Raw genomic sequence first — 16,762 nt, 5'->3', positions numbered from 1 at the left:
ACAGGCAATCCATAATGAAAAACGTGTTTAAGACACTCGCTGTACTTCTGACTCTGTTCAGCCTGACGGGCTGCGGTTTGAAAGGGCCGCTTTATTTCCCGCCAGCCGATAAAAATGCGCCGCCGCCGACGAAAAAAGTCGATTCGCAAACGCAGTCCACGATGCCCGATAAGAACGATCGCGCAACGGGAGATGGCCCGTCCCAGGTCAATTACTGAGGATAGTTTTCTGTCCCCGTGTGAACGGAGTGAATGATGCAATTCTCTAAAATGCATGGCCTTGGCAACGATTTTATGGTCGTCGACGCGGTAACGCAGAATGTCTTTTTTTCGCCGGAACTGATTCGTCGGCTATCCGACAGACACCTGGGCGTAGGGTTCGATCAGCTGCTGGTGGTTGAGCCGCCCTATGATCCTGAGTTGGACTTTCATTACCGCATCTTCAACGCCGACGGCAGTGAAGTCTCGCAGTGCGGCAATGGCGCGCGCTGTTTCGCGCGATTTGTTCGCCTGAAAGGGCTAACCAATAAACGCGATATTCGGGTCAGTACCGCGAATGGCCGGATGGTACTGAGCGTCACGGAAGATGAACTGGTGCGGGTGAATATGGGGGAGCCAAACTTTGAACCCGCGCAGGTGCCTTTTCGCGCCAACAAAGCGGAAAAGACGTATATTATGCGAGCGGCGGAACAGACCATACTGTGCGGCGTGGTTTCAATGGGCAATCCGCACTGTGTCATTCAGGTTGATAATGTCGACACGGCGGCTGTTGAAACACTGGGGCCGGTTCTGGAAAGCCATGAGCGTTTTCCGGAACGCGCCAACATTGGTTTTATGCAGGTTGTAAGACGTGAGCATATCCGGCTGCGAGTCTATGAACGCGGCGCAGGGGAGACCCGCGCGTGCGGCAGCGGCGCGTGCGCTGCCGTTGCCGTGGGGATTCAGCAGGGGCTGCTGGCTGAAGAAGTACGCGTGGAATTACCGGGCGGTCGGCTGGATATCGCCTGGAAAGGTCCGGGTCATCCGTTATACATGACTGGTCCGGCGGCACATATCTACGACGGATTTATCCATTTATGAAGCAACCAGAGGAAGAACTACAGGAAACGCTCACGGAACTGGACGATCGAGCGGTCGTCGATTACCTGCGCCACCACCCTGAGTTTTTTATCCGTAACGCCCATGCCGTGGAAGCGATGCGTGTTCCACATCCCGTGCGGGGAACGGTTTCGCTCGTTGAGTGGCATATGGCCCGCGCGCGTAATCACATCAATGTGCTTGAAGAAAATATGACGCTGCTGATGGAACAGGCTCATGCCAATGAAAGCCTGTTTTATCGCTTGCTGCATCTGCAAAGCCGTCTGGTCGCCGCGGATAGTCTGGATGAGATGCTGATGCGGTTTCACCGCTGGGCGCGCGATTTGGGGCTTGCCGGCGCGACGCTGCGTTTGTTCCCGGATCGGTGGCGTCTTGGCGCGCCATCGCGCTATACGCATCTGGCTTTAAACCGTCAGGCCTTCGAGCCGCTGCGTATTCAACGACTGGGACAGTCGCAGCATTATCTTGGCCCGCTAAACGGCCCGGAACTGCTGGTGGTCTTGCCGGAGGCGAAAGCTGTAGGCTCGGTAGCTATGTCGATGATGGGCAGCGATGGCGACCTCGGGGTGATTCTCTTCAGCAGCCGTGACCCGCACCACTATCAGCCTGGGCAGGGGACGCAGCTTTTACAGGAGATCGCGCTGATGCTGCCGGAACTGCTGGAACGCTGGATTAAACGCGTATGACGGATGTCGCGCTTTCTCTGGATGTCTCGCGGTTCCTGCGCTATTTAGGCGTGGAGCGCCAGCTTAGCCCCATTACCCTGCAGAACTACCAGCGTCAGCTTGATGCCATTATCGCTTTAGCCGGAGAAACCGGGCTGAAAAGCTGGCAACAATGTGACGCTGCGATTGTGCGCAGTTTTGCGGTGCGCAGTCGGCGTAAAGGGCTTGGCCCTGCCAGTCTGGCGCTACGTCTCTCGGCATTGCGAAGCTTTTTTGACTGGTTAGTCAGTCAGGGCGAATTGAAAGCTAACCCGGCGAAGGGTGTCTCCGCACCGAAAGCGCCGCGTCATCTGCCGAAAAATATTGATGTCGACGACGTTAACCGCCTGCTGGACATCGATCTTAACGATCCGCTCGCCGTACGTGATCGGGCGATGCTGGAGGTCATGTACGGCGCGGGACTGCGTTTATCCGAACTGGTTGGCCTGGATATAAAGCACCTCGATCTCGATACCGGCGAAGTGTGGGTAATGGGTAAAGGCAGCAAAGAGCGACGCCTGCCGATTGGCCGTAACGCGGTGACGTGGATTGAGCACTGGCTGGATCTGCGCGGACTGTTCGCCAGCGATGAAGAGGCGTTATTCCTGTCGAAGCTCGGCAAGCGTATCTCCGCGCGCAATGTCCAAAAACGGTTCGCCGAATGGGGCATAAAGCAGGGGCTAAACAGCCACGTGCATCCACATAAGCTGCGCCATTCGTTCGCGACCCATATGCTGGAATCGAGCGGCGATCTGCGCGGCGTGCAAGAGCTGCTGGGTCATGCCAACCTTTCCACCACCCAAATTTATACTCATCTTGATTTTCAACATCTTGCTTCAGTGTACGACGCGGCGCATCCGCGCGCTAAACGGGGGAAATAATGCGTTTTTACCGGCCTTTGGGGCGTATTGCCGCGCTCACCTTTGACCTGGATGATACCCTTTATGATAACCGTCCGGTGATTTTGCGTACTGAGCAGGAAGCGCTCGCTTTTATGCAAAATTATCACCCGTCGCTACGTTCGTTTCAAAACGTCGATTTACAGCGGATACGGCAGGCGGTGCGTGAAGCGGAGCCGGAAATCTATCATGACGTTACCCGCTGGCGCCATCGCGCGATAGAGCAGGCCATGCGGGATGCGGGATTATCGGCGCAGGAGGCCATTGCCGGCGCGAATGCGGCGATGATGCATTTTGCCAAATGGCGCAGCCAGATTGAGGTTCCGCAGGCTACCCATGAGACGTTACAGCAGCTTGCGAAAAAAAGGCCGCTGGTGGCGATCACTAACGGCAACGCCCAGCCGGAACTGTTTGGCCTCGGCGATTACTTTAAGTTTGTACTGCGCGCCGGCCCGGATGGACGTTCCAAGCCGTTTAGCGACATGTATTTCCTGGCGGCGGAAAAGCTGCATGTGCCGATCGGCGAGATCCTGCATGTCGGCGACGATCTGACTACCGATGTGGCTGGCGCTATTCGCTGTGGGATGCTGGCCTGCTGGATTAAACCTGAAAATGCCGACCTGATGCGGACGCAGGACAGCCGTTTACTGCCGCATATCGAAATTTCGCGGTTGGCATCTCTCACCTCGCTGATATAATCACCAGTAGTTCTGTATAAATTCCCAGTTATTCTGGCGGATGGCGTTATGCTTATCCGCCCTACGATAAGTAGCCCCGGTAAGCGAAGCGCCACCGGGCGTTTTTAGTTTTCATGTTTTTACGCGGCGGTGCCAATGGACGTTTCTTACCTGCTCGACAGCCTTAATGATAAACAGCGCGAAGCGGTGGCCGCGCCACGTAGCAACATGCTGGTGTTGGCGGGCGCGGGAAGCGGGAAAACCCGCGTGCTGGTGCACCGTATCGCCTGGTTACTGAGCGTAGAAAACAACTCGCCATATTCCATCATGGCGGTGACCTTTACCAACAAAGCGGCGGCGGAAATGCGCCATCGTATTGGCCAGTTGATGGGGACCAGCCAGGGCGGAATGTGGGTTGGGACGTTCCACGGTCTGGCGCACCGCCTGCTGCGCGCGCATCATATGGACGCTAATTTGCCGCAGGATTTCCAGATTCTCGACAGCGAAGATCAGATGCGTTTGCTTAAACGCCTGATTAAGGCGATGAATCTTGATGAGAAGCAGTGGCCGCCGCGTCAGGCGATGTGGTACATCAATAGCCAGAAAGACGAAGGGCTACGCCCGCACCATATCCAAAGCTATGGCAATCCGGTGGAACAGACCTGGCAGAAGGTGTATCAGGCCTATCAGGAAGCGTGCGATCGCGCTGGTCTGGTGGATTTTGCCGAGCTACTGCTGCGCGCTCATGAACTATGGCTGAACAAGCCGCACATCCTGCAACACTATCGCGAGCGGTTTACTAACATTCTGGTGGACGAATTCCAGGATACCAACAATATTCAGTACGCCTGGGTTCGTCTGCTGGCGGGCGATACCGGTAAAGTGATGATTGTCGGCGACGATGACCAGTCGATCTACGGCTGGCGCGGGGCCCAGGTAGAAAACATCCAGCGCTTCCTCAATGATTTCCCCGGCGCGCAGACCATTCGTCTGGAGCAGAATTACCGCTCGACCAGCAACATCCTTAGCGCGGCGAACGCTCTGATTGAGAATAACAATGGGCGTCTGGGTAAAAAACTGTGGACTGACGGCGTTGATGGCGAACCGATATCGCTGTACTGCGCTTTCAACGAACTGGATGAAGCGCGCTTTGTGGTTAACCGTATCAAAACCTGGCAGGACAACGGCGGCGCGCTTGCGCAATGCGCCATCCTTTATCGCAGCAACGCCCAGTCGCGCGTGCTGGAAGAAGCGTTATTACAGGCCAGTATGCCGTACCGGATTTACGGCGGTATGCGCTTCTTCGAACGCCAGGAGATCAAAGATGCGCTCTCTTATCTGCGTTTGATTGCCAATCGCAACGATGATGCCGCCTTTGAACGCGTGGTGAACACCCCGACGCGCGGCATCGGCGACCGTACGCTGGACGTGGTGCGCCAGACCTCGCGCGATCGCCAGCTAACATTGTGGCAAGCGTGCCGTGAATTGTTACAGGAAAAAGCCCTGGCCGGGCGTGCGGCCAGCGCGCTACAACGCTTTATGGAACTGATCGATGCTCTGGCGCAGGAAACCGCCGACATGCCGCTGCATGTGCAGACTGACCGGGTGATCAAAGATTCCGGCCTGCGCACCATGTATGAGCAAGAAAAAGGCGAGAAAGGCCAGACGCGCATCGAAAACTTAGAGGAACTGGTGACGGCGACGCGGCAGTTCAGCTACAACGACGAAGATGAAGATTTAATGCCGTTGCAGGCCTTCCTCTCTCATGCGGCGCTGGAAGCGGGCGAGGGGCAGGCGGATACCTGGCAGGATGCAGTACAGCTGATGACGCTGCACTCGGCCAAAGGGCTGGAGTTTCCGCAGGTGTTTATCGTCGGTATGGAAGAGGGCATGTTCCCCAGCCAGATGTCGCTGGATGAGGGCGGGCGTTTGGAAGAGGAGCGTCGTCTGGCCTACGTCGGCGTTACCCGTGCCATGCAGAAACTAACGCTAACCTATGCCGAAACGCGTCGTCTGTACGGTAAAGAGGTCTACCATCGCCCGTCGCGTTTTATCGGCGAACTGCCGGAGGAGTGCGTGGAAGAGGTCCGTCTGCGCGCCACCGTCAGTCGTCCGGTGAGCCATCAACGAATGGGAACGCCGCTGGCGGAAAACGACACAGGCTACAAACTCGGCCAACGCGTGCGCCATGCGAAGTTCGGCGAGGGAACTATTGTCAACCTGGAGGGCAGCGGCGAGCATAGCCGGTTGCAGGTGGCTTTTCAGGGGCAAGGGATCAAATGGCTGGTTGCCGCGTATGCGAAGCTGGAAACGGTTTGACCGGCTCTCATATTGCCGGATGGCACCTCTTATCCGGCCTACGCGCTGGCTAACATTTTGATTTGTAGGCCGGATAAGGCGAAGCCGCCATCCGGCGATATAGTGATGTTAATATTCTGAAATCATAGATAAATACTCTCACTCTGCTAACCTTTCTGCATAAGGGGAAATTATTGCTTTTTCGCGTTTCGTTGCGTGTTGACGGCAAATTTTTGCTGGCGTAACATGCGCCCACGATTACGCTAAGAGGACATTCGCCTTGGACACACCCAGTAGATACTGGCTCATTATCCTGTTATCCAGGATCAACTCCTAAGGCTATCCCTTTTTGCTGATAGCCTTAGCGGTTGTCAGCGACCTTTCATTTTTTCCCGTCGCGTTGAGTCAGGCTGTTTAATGGTCTGAAACCCAATTTGTTTCTGTGTGCCCATCTGAACTGTCCGATATTTTTACGCATTGGGAGTCCCGGTCATGCTGAGCGCATTTCAACTGGAAAAAAACCGACTGACCCGGCTGGAAGTCGAGGAGTCACAAAGCCTGATTGATGCCGTATGGGTTGATTTGGTCGAACCGGACGACGACGAGCGATTGCGCGTACAATCTGAGCTGGGCCAGAGTCTGGCGACGCGTCCTGAACTGGAAGATATCGAAGCATCCGCGCGCTTCTTTGAAGACGAAGACGGATTGCATATCCACTCCTTCTTCTTCTTCGAAGATGCGGAAGATCATGCCGGTAACTCTACGGTGGCATTCACTATTCGCGATGGCCGTCTGTTTACGCTGCGTGAACGCGAACTGCCCGCCTTCCGTCTGTATCGTATGCGCGCCCGCAGCCAGGCGATGGTCGACGGTAATGCATACGAATTACTGCTCGATCTGTTCGAAACCAAAATTGAACAGTTAGCGGATGAAATCGAAAACATCTACAGCGATCTGGAAAAACTGAGCCGCGTCATTATGGAAGGGCATCAGGGCGATGAATACGACGAAGCGCTCTCCACGCTGGCGGAACTGGAAGATATCGGCTGGAAGGTACGCCTGTGTCTGATGGATACCCAGCGCGCGCTGAACTTCCTGGTGCGCAAGGCGCGCTTACCGGGCGGGCAGCTGGAGCAGGCGCGTGAGATCCTGCGCGATATCGAATCTCTGCTGCCGCACAATGAATCGCTGTTCCAGAAGGTGAACTTTCTGATGCAGGCGGCGATGGGTTTTATCAACATCGAGCAGAACCGCATTATCAAAATCTTCTCGGTGGTTTCCGTGGTGTTCCTGCCGCCGACGCTGGTCGCTTCCAGCTATGGGATGAACTTCGAGTTTATGCCGGAACTGAAGTGGAGCTTTGGTTATCCAGGCGCGATTATCTTTATGATTCTGGCGGGGCTTGCGCCGTATCTGTACTTTAAGCGCAAGAACTGGCTGTAATATTGTGCCTGGTGGCGCTACGCTTACCAGGCCTACAGGATCAGGCATTTACGTCGCCATCCGGCAAAAAACGCTACATTTTCATGCGCGGTCTGCGATGGGTATAGACAGCATCCATCACGAAAATCGCCAGCGCGACCCAGATAAACGCAAATGTCACCATCTTATCCGCGCCCGGCACTTCGCCATAAAACGTCACCGCCAGTAAAAACATCAGCGTTGGGCCGATATACTGAAAGAAGCCCAGTGTAGAAAGACGCAGACGCGTAGCCGCTCCGGTGAAGCACAGCAGCGGAATCGTAGTGACCACACCCGCCGCCATTAACAGCAAGTTCAACGATAGTGCGTTTTGCCCCATATGGCTGGTAGGGCTATCGGCGATGCCAAACAGATAAATTGCCGCGACCGGCAACAGCCATAGCGTTTCGACCAGCATACCCGTCTGCGCTTCAACGGCGATCTTCTTACGCACCAGGCCGTAAAACGCAAAACTAAACGCCAGCCCCAGCGCGATAATCGGCAGCGAGCCAAAGGTCCAGAGTTGCACCAGCACGCCGCACACCGCCAGAATCACCGCCAGCCACTGCATTCGACGGAAGCGTTCGCCAAGAAAAATCATCCCCAGCAAGATGTTAACCAGCGGATTAATGAAATAACCCAGGCTGGCCTCCAGCATATGGTGATTATTTACCGCCCAAATGAACAATAGCCAGTTACCGCCGACCAGTACGGCGGACAGGGCCAGCAGAAAAATCTTCTTTGGCGTTTTCAGTAAGCGCTTAACCTGTCGCCACTGCCGGCTGACGCTAAGCAGCGCCATCATAAAGAAAAATGACCAAATCACGCGGTGCGTCAGGATCTCATCTGCGGGAACGTAATAGATCAGCTTGAAATACGCGGGGGCGATCCCCCAAATAAAATAGGCGGCAAGAGCGAGTAATACGCCCTGCCGTGTTTGTTTTGCGTCCATCCGGAAAACTCGTATCTGAAGTGTAACAACAGTTTACCTGCTTTTATCCCACCATATAAGTAGCGGTGGCGCTGGCGATGTACAGCTGATCTTCATTGTGTAATTCCACGCGGGCGACGGCCACTTTATTCCCTGCGCGCAGCAGGCTACTGGTGGCCGTAAAGCGGTTGCCTCTGCCCGGACGCAGGTAATCGACGCGCAGGTCAATCGTTCCCATCCGCGACAGGCGCTGGCGTAGTTCATCTTCGCTGATGGTTTCGTGGCGAGTTAGCGTGCTGCCGACGCATACCAGTCCGGCGGCGACATCCAGCGCAGAGGCGATCACGCCGCCGTGTAAAATGCTTTGCGCCCAGTTGCCGACCATCATCGGCTGGTTGTTAAAGGCCAGTTGGGCGAACGCTTTTTCATAGCGTTCCAGCTCCAGCCCTAACGCCCGATTAAACGGCATGTGGTAGACAAACATTTCACCCACTAATTTCAGAGCTTGTTCAGCGGTAAGTACAGCGGACATAGATTCCTGACACCTCATTGGTTAATGAAATGTTGATATTATGCTTCTTAATTGTTGTTTTCTACTTTAAGAAGGGATAACTAACGGCTATGTGTGTAAATATGTAAAAATGGTTGGCAGAGAATGATTCAAGCTGAAAATACTTCGTCAGGAGAACGTCAAGAATGCGGGCGATTTTGAGAGGGTTGTTGCCAGCCACGCTACTGCCATTAGCGGCATATGCACAAGAAGCTACGATAAAAGAGGTTCATGATGCGCCTGCAGTACGGGGAAGTATCATCGCTAACATGCTACAGGAGCATGATAACCCTTTTACGCTTTACCCTTATGACACGAACTACTTGATCTACACGAACACCAGCGATCTGAACAAAGAGGCCATAAGTACCTACAACTGGTCTGAAAACGCACGTAAAGATGAAGTGAAATTTCAGTTGAGCCTGGCGTTTCCGCTGTGGCGCGGAATACTGGGGCCGAACTCGGTACTGGGTGCTTCCTATACGCAGAAATCCTGGTGGCAGCTTTCCAACAGTAAAGAGTCTTCGCCGTTTCGCGAAACCAACTACGAACCGCAGCTTTTTCTTGGTTTTGCTACCGATTATCGCTTTGCCGGCTGGACGTTGCGCGACGTAGAGATGGGCTACAACCATGACTCTAACGGACGTTCGGACCCCACCTCGCGTAGCTGGAACCGTCTGTATACCCGTCTGATGGCCGAAAACGGTAACTGGCTGGTAGAGGTCAAACCGTGGTACGTGATTGGCAGTACCGACGATAATCCGGACATCACCAAATATATGGGTTATTACCAGCTTAAAATCGGTTATCACCTGGGCGAGGCGGTATTAAGCGCCAAAGGCCAGTACAACTGGAATACAGGCTACGGCGGCGCGGAAGTTGGATTAAGCTATCCGGTCACTAAACATGTCCGGCTTTATACTCAGGTGTACAGCGGCTATGGCGAATCGCTGATCGACTATAATTTTAATCAGACACGTGTCGGCGTCGGCGTGATGCTTAACGATATCTTCTGATTGGATTGTGTTTTAAACATTGCAGTTTCTCTCGCAGGCGCTGAAAATAGCGCCTGTTTTGATTTATGGTGAACGGGGTTAATGTGGCGCAGGCGGAAGTGTTGAATCTGGAATTAGGGGCCAAACAGGTTTTGCAGGAAACCTTTGGCTACCAACAGTTTCGCCCGGGCCAGGAAGCGATTATTGATACTGCGCTCTCCGGCCGCGACTGTCTGGTCGTCATGCCCACCGGCGGCGGCAAATCTCTGTGCTATCAAATCCCCGCGTTGTTGCTGGACGGATTGACCGTCGTCGTTTCGCCCCTGATCTCGTTGATGAAAGACCAGGTCGATCAGCTACTGGCGAACGGGGTGGCGGCGGCGTGCCTGAACTCTACTCAAAGCCGCGAGCAGCAGCTTGAGGTGATGGCGGGGTGCCGTACCGGACAGATTCGTCTGCTGTATATTGCGCCGGAACGTCTGATGCTGGACAACTTTCTTGATCATCTGGCGCACTGGAATCCGGTATTGCTGGCGGTGGATGAAGCGCACTGTATCTCGCAATGGGGACATGATTTCCGTCCGGAATATGCGGCTCTCGGTCAGCTTCGCCAGCGTTTTCCCGCTTTGCCGTTTATGGCATTGACCGCCACCGCCGACGACACCACGCGCCAGGATATTATTCGTCTGCTTGGGCTTAACGATCCGTTAATCCAGATCAGTAGCTTTGACCGACCGAATATCCGCTACATGCTGATGGAGAAGTTTAAGCCGCTCGACCAGCTAATGCGCTATGTTCAGGAGCAACGCGGCAAATCGGGTATCATCTACTGCAACAGTCGGGCGAAAGTGGAAGATACCGCCGCGCGCTTGCAAAGTCGTGGCATTAGCGCGGCGGCCTATCATGCGGGGCTGGAAAACGCTATTCGCGCCGATGTGCAGGAAAAATTTCAGCGCGACGATCTGCAAATCGTGGTGGCGACCGTCGCTTTTGGAATGGGCATAAACAAACCTAACGTACGTTTCGTCGTGCATTTCGATATCCCGCGCAATATTGAATCCTACTATCAGGAAACGGGCCGCGCCGGGCGCGACGGACTGCCTGCGGAAGCCATGCTATTTTACGATCCGGCTGACATGGCCTGGCTACGTCGTTGTCTGGAAGAGAAACCAGCCGGACAGCTTCAGGATATTGAACGGCATAAACTGAATGCGATGGGCGCTTTTGCCGAAGCGCAAACCTGCCGTCGCCTGGTGTTGCTTAATTACTTTGGCGAAGGCCGACAAGAACCGTGCGGCAACTGCGATATCTGTCTCGATCCGCCCAAACAATATGATGGCTTAAACGATGCCCAGATTGCGCTTTCTACCATTGGTCGGGTTAACCAGCGTTTTGGCATGGGCTACGTTGTCGAGGTGATCCGCGGCGCGAATAACCAACGCATCCGCGATTTCGGTCATGACAAACTCAAGGTTTATGGCATGGGACGCGAAAAGAGCCATGAGCACTGGGTGAGCGTGATTCGCCAGCTCATTCATCTGGGGCTGGTAATGCAAAATATTGCGCAGCACTCCGCATTACAGTTGACGGATGCCGCGCGTCCGGTACTCCGTGGAGACGTTCCGCTAAAGCTTGCGGTGCCGCGCATTGTCGCCCTCAAACCCCGCGTGATGCAGAAATCGTTCGGCGGTAATTACGATCGCAAATTGTTCGCTAAGTTGCGCAAGCTGCGTAAAGCTATCGCTGATGAAGAGAATATCCCGCCGTATGTGGTCTTTAACGACGCCACGCTGATAGAGATGGCGGAACAGATGCCGGTTTCCGCCAGCGAGATGTTAAGCGTTAACGGGGTTGGGATGCGCAAACTGGAGCGCTTCGGGAAAGAATTTATGGCGCTCATCCGCGCGCATGTCGATGGTGATGACGAAGAGTAGTCAGCCCGGCAAAAAAGTGCCAGGATGGTGACTCACTGAACTATTTCCCCGCGAGCCATTTTTATGTTGATGCTATTTTTCACCGTGGCAATGGTGCACATCGTTGCGCTAATGAGCCCCGGCCCCGACTTTTTCTTCGTGTCTCAAACTGCTGTCAGCCGTTCGCGTAAAGAAGCGATGATGGGCGTACTGGGCATTACCTGCGGCGTGATGGTATGGGCGGGCGTGGCGCTGCTTGGCCTGCATCTCATCATCGAAAAAATGGCCTGGCTGCATACGATCATTATGGTAGGCGGCGGCCTGTATCTGTGCTGGATGGGCTATCAGATGCTGCGCGGCGCGCTGAAAAAACAGGATGCGGCGGCGTCTTCTCCGCACATTGAACTGGCGCAGAGCGGGCGCAGCTTTCTCAAAGGGCTGCTGACCAATCTGTCGAATCCTAAAGCGATTATCTATTTTGGTTCCGTTTTTTCACTGTTTGTCGGCGATAACGTCGGCGCTGCGGCGCGCTGGGGTATTTTCGCGTTAATCACCCTGGAAACGCTGGCCTGGTTTACCGTAGTCGCCAGCCTGTTCGCGCTGCCGAAAATGCGCCGCGGCTATCAGCGTCTGGCGAAATGGATTGATGGCTTTGCCGGCGCTCTGTTTGCGGGCTTTGGTATTCACCTGATTATTTCGCGTTAATTTACCTCCGGGCCGGATAAACATCATCCGGCACGACTATCACGCGTGTCTTGCCAACGCCAGGAGCGCGCCTACCAGCATAAACAACGAACCAAACGCTTTATTCAGCGCCTTCATCTGCTTTGGTCCTTTAATCCAGGCGGCAATGCGCTGCGCCAGCGTGGCGTAACCGGTCATCACAATCATATCCACCACAATCGTGGTGACGCCGAGAATGAGGTACTGCGCCAGTTGCGGTTGCTGCGGCATGATGAATTGCGGAAACAGGGCGGCAAGAAAGACAATGCTTTTGGGATTGGTTAGATTGACAAATATCGCCCGTTTGAAGAGCCGACCCCGTGATTGCGTCTGGGCGAGAGTATGCAGATCGATAGCGCCTGCGGCGCGCCATTGCTGGATACCCAGCCAGATAAGATAAGCCGCGCCAGCCCATTTCAGAATTTCAAAAGCGAGGAGCGAGCGCGAAAAGAGCGTACCCAGTCCGACGCCCACCAGTACGATATGTATCCCCAGCCCGGTCTGGAGTCCGGCGATAGAAGCCGCTGCGCCACGATATCCATGGTTGATAGACGTCGTCATGGTATTGATGGCGCCTGAACCCGGAGAAAGACTCAGCAGAGTTGAGGTCAGTAGATAGGCGAACCACCATTCAAAGGTCATGCGAAACTCCCTGGTTGTCTGTTTTTGTGCCACAATACGCTACTGCCGCTGTGTTGTGTCAGGCACGACGCAAAAAACGATTTTACCTGGTAAACGAGGCCGAAAACCCGATGTTTCAGCAGCAAAATGACTGGGAAACAAGAGAAAATGCGTTTGCCGCTTTTGCTATGGGGCCGCTGACCGATTTCTGGCGTCAGCGGGAAGAGGCGGAGTTTATCGGCGTGGGTAACATTCCGGTGCGCTTTGTCCGTTTTCGGAATGATTCTAACGATCGGACGATCGTCATTTGTCCTGGCCGCATTGAGAGTTATGTAAAATACGCTGAACTGGCGTATGACCTTTTTCATCTCGGTTTTGATATCTTCATCATCGACCACCGTGGTCAAGGGCGCTCCGGGCGGATGTTATCGGACCCGCATCGGGGTCACGTTGATCATTTTAACGATTATGTTGAGGACTTAGCGGCGTTCTGGCAGCAGGAAATTGAGCCGGGGCCGTGGCGTAAGCGTTATATCCTGGCGCACTCAATGGGGGGCGCGATAGCCACCCTGTTCCTGCAACGCCATCGTGTGCGGTGCGACGCTATTGCGCTCACTGCGCCGATGTTTGGTATTGTGATACGCTTGCCTTCCTTTATGGTGCGCCATATTCTCGACTGGGCCGAAGGGCATCAGCGTATCCGTGAAGATTACGCTATTGGTACCGGTCAGTGGCGGGCGTTGCCGTTTGGGATGAATGCGCTGACCCACAGCCGCCAGCGTTATCAGCGCAACTTACGATTTTATGCCGACGAGCCGCAGCTGCGCGTTGGCGGCCCCACCTGGCATTGGGTACGCGAAGGCATTCTGGCGGGTGAGCAGGTACTGGCTGGGGCGAGCGATGACACGACGCCTACGCTACTGATTCAGGCGGAAGAAGAGCGGGTAGTGGATAACCGCACCCACGATCGTTTTTGTGAAATTCGCGCCGCGGCGGGATACCCTTGTGAAGGGGGAAAACCGCTGGTTATCAAAGGCGCGTACCATGAGATCCTTTTTGAAAAGGACGCCATGCGCTCAGTCGCGCTTAACGCCATTGTTGAATTTTTCAACAAGCCTAATTTATCCAGCGGAAATCGCTTTGCTTAGAGGTTAAATTTTATTATGTATCAGGTTGTTGCGTCTGATTTAGATGGCACGCTGCTCTCCCCCGACCATACGTTGTCCCCTTATGCCAAAGAGACTCTGAAGCTGTTGACCGCACGCGGCATCCATTTTGTCTTTGCCACTGGTCGTCATCATGTCGATGTAGGGCAAATCCGCGATAATCTTGAAATCAAGTCTTACATGATCACCTCCAACGGCGCGCGAGTGCACGATACCGACGGGAATTTGGTTTTTACGCATAATCTGGACAGCGACATTGCCAGCGACCTGTTCGGGGTGGTGAATGCGAACCCGGACATCGTGACTAACGTTTATCGCGACGACGAATGGTTTATGAATCGTCATCGCCCCGATGAAATGCGTTTTTTCAAAGAGGCGGTATTTAACTATTCGCTGTTTGAGCCTGCGCTGCTGGAGCCGGAGGGCGTCAGCAAAGTGTTTTTCACCAGCGACACTCATGAAAAGTTGTTGCCGCTGGAGCAGGCGATTAACGCGCGCTGGGGCGATCGGGTAAACGTGAGCTTCTCTACGCTAACCTGTCTGGAAGTGATGGCGGGCGGAGTGTCGAAAGGTCATGCGCTGGAAGCGGTCGCTCAGGCGATGGGGTACAGCCTGAAAGAGTGTATCGCCTTTGGCGACGGAATGAACGACGCTGAAATGCTCACGATGGCGGGCAAAGGCTGCATCATGGGCAATGCGCACCAGCGTCTGAAAGACCTGTATCCCGAACTTGAGGTGATCGGCATCAACGCGGATAACGCCGTGCCGCATTACCTGCGCGATCTTTTCTTACGTTGATGTGATTGTTTGTTATTTGACCAGTTGTCAACTTCACTCTCCGCTACAATGGGTGTTCCCTGTTTTAAGAGACATCCATTGTGGCGCTACTCATCATTACCACTATCCTGTGGGCTTTCTCCTTTAGTCTATTTGGCGAGTATCTTGCCGGGCATGTCGATAGCTATTTCGCGGTGCTGATACGCGTTGGGCTGGCGGCGCTCGTTTTTCTGCCGTTTTTGCGTTCTCGCGGGCACAACCTAAAAACCATCAGCCTGTATATGCTGGTGGGGGCGATGCAGCTTGGCATCATGTATATGTTGAGCTTCCATGCTTACCTCTACCTGACCGTATCCGAACTGTTGCTGTTTACCGTTCTGACGCCGCTCTATATCACGCTGATTTACGATGTGATGAGTCAGCGTCGTTTGCGCTGGGGCTATGCATTTAGCGCGTTGCTGGCGGTGATTGGCGCCGGGATTATTCGCTACGATCGCGTGACCGACCATTTTTGGGTCGGTTTGCTCCTGGTGCAGCTTTCTAATATCAGTTTCGCTATCGGAATGGTGGGGTATAAACGTCTGATGGAGACCCGTCCCATGCCGCAGCACAACGCCTTTGCGTGGTTCTATCTGGGGGCGTTTTTGGTGGCGGCGGTGGCGTGGTCGCTGTTGGGGAACGCGCAAAAGCTGCCGGAAACCACGCTGCAATGGAGCATTCTGGTGTTTCTCGGCGTGGTGGCGTCCGGCATTGGCTACTTTATGTGGAACTATGGCGCTACCCAGGTAGACGCCGGGACGCTGGGTATCATGAATAATATGCATGTTCCCGCAGGACTACTGGTTAATCTTGCCATCTGGCATCAGCAGCCCCACTGGCCAAGCTTTATTACAGGCGCGGCTGTGATCCTGGCTTCGCTGTGGGTGCATCGAAAATGGGTCGCTCCGCGCTCCGCACAAACGGCAGATGATCGCAGGCGTGATCCCGCGTCGAGCGAATAAACGCCTCGGTCACCGCCTGACGCTGGTCGCCGTCGCGCACGGCGGCATACAGGCGGCTCCACAGACCATCGCCCAGGGTTTTGGTCACCACCAGACCCTGGCGCTCAACGCTTTCCACCACCCAGTGCGGCAGGGCGGCAATGCCCATTCTGGCCGCCACCATCTGAATCAGCAGTAGCGTATTATCCACGCTTTTCAGCAGCGGACTGATACCCGCCGGTTGCAGGAAATGTCGCCAGACATCCAGTCGGCTGCGCTGCACCGGGTAAATCAACAGCGTTTCGCTGGCTAAATCTTCCGGCGTAATCTGCGTTTTGCTGGCCAGCGGATGGTCGGGCGCCAGCACCAGTCGGACTTCAAAATCAAACATCGGCGAATAATGCAGCCCGCTGCGCGGCAAAATATCCGACGTCATCACCAAATCCAGCTCGCCTTGTTGCAAGGCCGGTTGCGGATCAAAAGTGACGCCGGATGTGAAATCCATTTCTACCTGCGGCCAGCTTGCACGGAAGTTTTCCAGCGCCGGGGTCAGCCACTGAATACAGCTATGACATTCAATAGCGATGCGCAGACGAGTTTGCTGCGGTTCGTTGCACGCCTGCAGCGCACGGCTGATTTGCGGCAGCACCTGGTTTGCCAGTTGCAGCAGAACTTCCCCCTGCGGCGTAAAGCGCAGCGGCTGGCTTTTACGCACGAACAGGCGGAAGCCAAGGCGTTGTTCCAGATCGCTGAACTGATGAGACAGAGCGGATTGGGTCTGGTGCAGCACCGCAGCAGCAGCAGCCAGCGATCCACTATTCCGCAATGCCTGGAGTGTTTTCAGATGTTTAATTTCGATCATGAAAGTCCTTCACTTCGCCATGAACAAATTGCGCTTGAGGAATATACAGTACCTTTACATTATGGATGTGTAAACATCCAGACGTCTAAAACTCGTCATATTTCGACT

At 54.5% G+C, this 16,762-nt stretch carries 18 protein-coding genes; 14 read left to right on the top strand and 4 right to left on the bottom strand.

Annotated features, from left to right (window positions below; translation table 11 throughout):
* Nucleotides 1–14: 14 nt before the first annotated feature.
* From lptM to corA, 8 genes are all read left to right on the top strand, one after another.
* Entirely contained in the window at nt 15–218 is a 204-nt protein-coding gene (gene lptM, locus LDB27_RS21785) for an LPS translocon maturation chaperone LptM (RefSeq protein ID WP_000799903.1), read from the top strand.
* Nucleotides 219–254: 36 nt separating this feature from the next.
* A complete protein-coding gene (gene dapF / locus LDB27_RS21780; RefSeq protein WP_001160671.1) occupies nt 255–1,079 on the top strand; it encodes a diaminopimelate epimerase in 825 nt (274 codons plus the stop codon).
* A complete protein-coding gene (locus tag LDB27_RS21775; protein ID WP_000812760.1) occupies nt 1,076–1,783 on the top strand; it encodes a DUF484 domain-containing protein in 708 nt (235 codons plus the stop codon). Before dapF ends, LDB27_RS21775 begins: the two co-directional genes overlap by 4 nt.
* Nucleotides 1,780–2,682, top strand: a complete 903-nt coding sequence (xerC, locus tag LDB27_RS21770; RefSeq protein WP_000132868.1) for a tyrosine recombinase XerC — start codon at nt 1,780–1,782, stop codon at nt 2,680–2,682. The genes LDB27_RS21775 and xerC overlap by 4 nt, the downstream gene beginning before the upstream one ends.
* Nucleotides 2,682–3,398 (top strand): 5-amino-6-(5-phospho-D-ribitylamino)uracil phosphatase YigB, encoded by a 717-nt coding sequence (yigB, locus tag LDB27_RS21765; protein ID WP_001213559.1) that lies wholly within the window; start codon nt 2,682–2,684, stop codon nt 3,396–3,398. Before xerC ends, yigB begins: the two co-directional genes overlap by 1 nt.
* Before the next feature lie 135 nt (nt 3,399–3,533).
* Nucleotides 3,534–5,696 carry a DNA helicase II gene (gene uvrD, locus LDB27_RS21760; protein ID WP_000383436.1) on the top strand — a complete coding sequence of 721 codons (2,163 nt, stop codon included), beginning with the start codon at nt 3,534–3,536 and terminating at the stop codon, nt 5,694–5,696.
* Between the two features lie 259 nt (nt 5,697–5,955).
* Entirely contained in the window at nt 5,956–6,012 is a 57-nt protein-coding gene (gene ysgD / locus LDB27_RS21755; protein ID WP_213083418.1) for a YsgD/CorL family protein, read from the top strand.
* 155 nt (nt 6,013–6,167) lie between these two features.
* A complete protein-coding gene (gene corA / locus LDB27_RS21750) occupies nt 6,168–7,118 on the top strand; it encodes a magnesium/cobalt transporter CorA (RefSeq protein ID WP_000947139.1) in 951 nt (316 codons plus the stop codon).
* A gap of 73 nt (nt 7,119–7,191) precedes the next feature.
* Here corA and rarD read toward each other — a convergent pair whose 3' ends face one another.
* Together rarD and yigI are read right to left on the bottom strand one after the other, a co-directional pair.
* On the bottom strand, nt 7,192–8,088 hold the full coding sequence (rarD, locus tag LDB27_RS21745; RefSeq protein ID WP_000339073.1) for an EamA family transporter RarD: 897 nt from the start codon (nt 8,086–8,088) through the stop codon (nt 7,192–7,194).
* Between the two features lie 43 nt (nt 8,089–8,131).
* Nucleotides 8,132–8,599 (bottom strand): acyl-CoA thioesterase YigI, encoded by a 468-nt coding sequence (gene yigI, locus LDB27_RS21740; protein WP_001277136.1) that lies wholly within the window; start codon nt 8,597–8,599, stop codon nt 8,132–8,134.
* Between the two features lie 164 nt (nt 8,600–8,763).
* Here yigI and pldA point away from each other — a divergent pair, with 164 nt between their 5' ends.
* The 3 genes from pldA to rhtC all read left to right on the top strand — a co-directional run bounded on the left by pldA (nt 8,764) and on the right by rhtC (nt 12,230).
* Nucleotides 8,764–9,633 (top strand): phospholipase A, encoded by an 870-nt coding sequence (pldA, locus tag LDB27_RS21735; RefSeq protein WP_001201692.1) that lies wholly within the window; start codon nt 8,764–8,766, stop codon nt 9,631–9,633.
* 83 nt (nt 9,634–9,716) lie between these two features.
* The gene (recQ, locus tag LDB27_RS21730) at nt 9,717–11,546 is read left to right on the top strand and encodes an ATP-dependent DNA helicase RecQ (RefSeq protein ID WP_001614753.1); all 1,830 of its coding nucleotides are present in this window, start codon (nt 9,717–9,719) and stop codon (nt 11,544–11,546) included.
* A gap of 63 nt (nt 11,547–11,609) precedes the next feature.
* Nucleotides 11,610–12,230 (top strand): threonine export protein RhtC, encoded by a 621-nt coding sequence (rhtC, locus tag LDB27_RS21725; protein ID WP_000928814.1) that lies wholly within the window; start codon nt 11,610–11,612, stop codon nt 12,228–12,230.
* Between the two features lie 39 nt (nt 12,231–12,269).
* Here the strand turns inward: rhtC and rhtB are convergent, their stop codons facing one another.
* On the bottom strand, nt 12,270–12,890 hold the full coding sequence (gene rhtB / locus LDB27_RS21720) for a homoserine/homoserine lactone efflux protein (RefSeq protein ID WP_000142522.1): 621 nt from the start codon (nt 12,888–12,890) through the stop codon (nt 12,270–12,272).
* A gap of 110 nt (nt 12,891–13,000) precedes the next feature.
* Between rhtB and pldB the strand changes: the two genes are divergently transcribed.
* From pldB to LDB27_RS21705, 3 genes are all read left to right on the top strand, one after another.
* The gene (pldB, locus tag LDB27_RS21715; protein WP_000487685.1) at nt 13,001–14,017 is read left to right on the top strand and encodes a lysophospholipase L2; all 1,017 of its coding nucleotides are present in this window, start codon (nt 13,001–13,003) and stop codon (nt 14,015–14,017) included.
* Between the two features lie 15 nt (nt 14,018–14,032).
* Nucleotides 14,033–14,833 carry a sugar/pyridoxal phosphate phosphatase YigL gene (gene yigL / locus LDB27_RS21710; RefSeq protein ID WP_000285338.1) on the top strand — a complete coding sequence of 267 codons (801 nt, stop codon included), beginning with the start codon at nt 14,033–14,035 and terminating at the stop codon, nt 14,831–14,833.
* Nucleotides 14,834–14,913: 80 nt separating this feature from the next.
* Entirely contained in the window at nt 14,914–15,813 is a 900-nt protein-coding gene (locus LDB27_RS21705; RefSeq protein ID WP_001196254.1) for a carboxylate/amino acid/amine transporter, read from the top strand.
* Here LDB27_RS21705 and metR read toward each other — a convergent pair.
* Nucleotides 15,701–16,654: an HTH-type transcriptional regulator MetR gene (gene metR, locus LDB27_RS21700; protein ID WP_000569786.1), complete on the bottom strand. Its 954-nt coding sequence runs from the start codon at nt 16,652–16,654 to the stop codon at nt 15,701–15,703. The genes LDB27_RS21705 and metR overlap by 113 nt on opposite strands.
* Between the last annotated feature and the right edge of the window lie 108 nt (nt 16,655–16,762).

It is taken from the genome of Salmonella sp. JXY0409-18 (assembly GCF_020268625.1).
Lineage (GTDB): Bacteria > Pseudomonadota > Gammaproteobacteria > Enterobacterales > Enterobacteriaceae > Salmonella > Salmonella enterica.
This window is presented reverse-complemented; position numbering and strand designations above follow the sequence as displayed.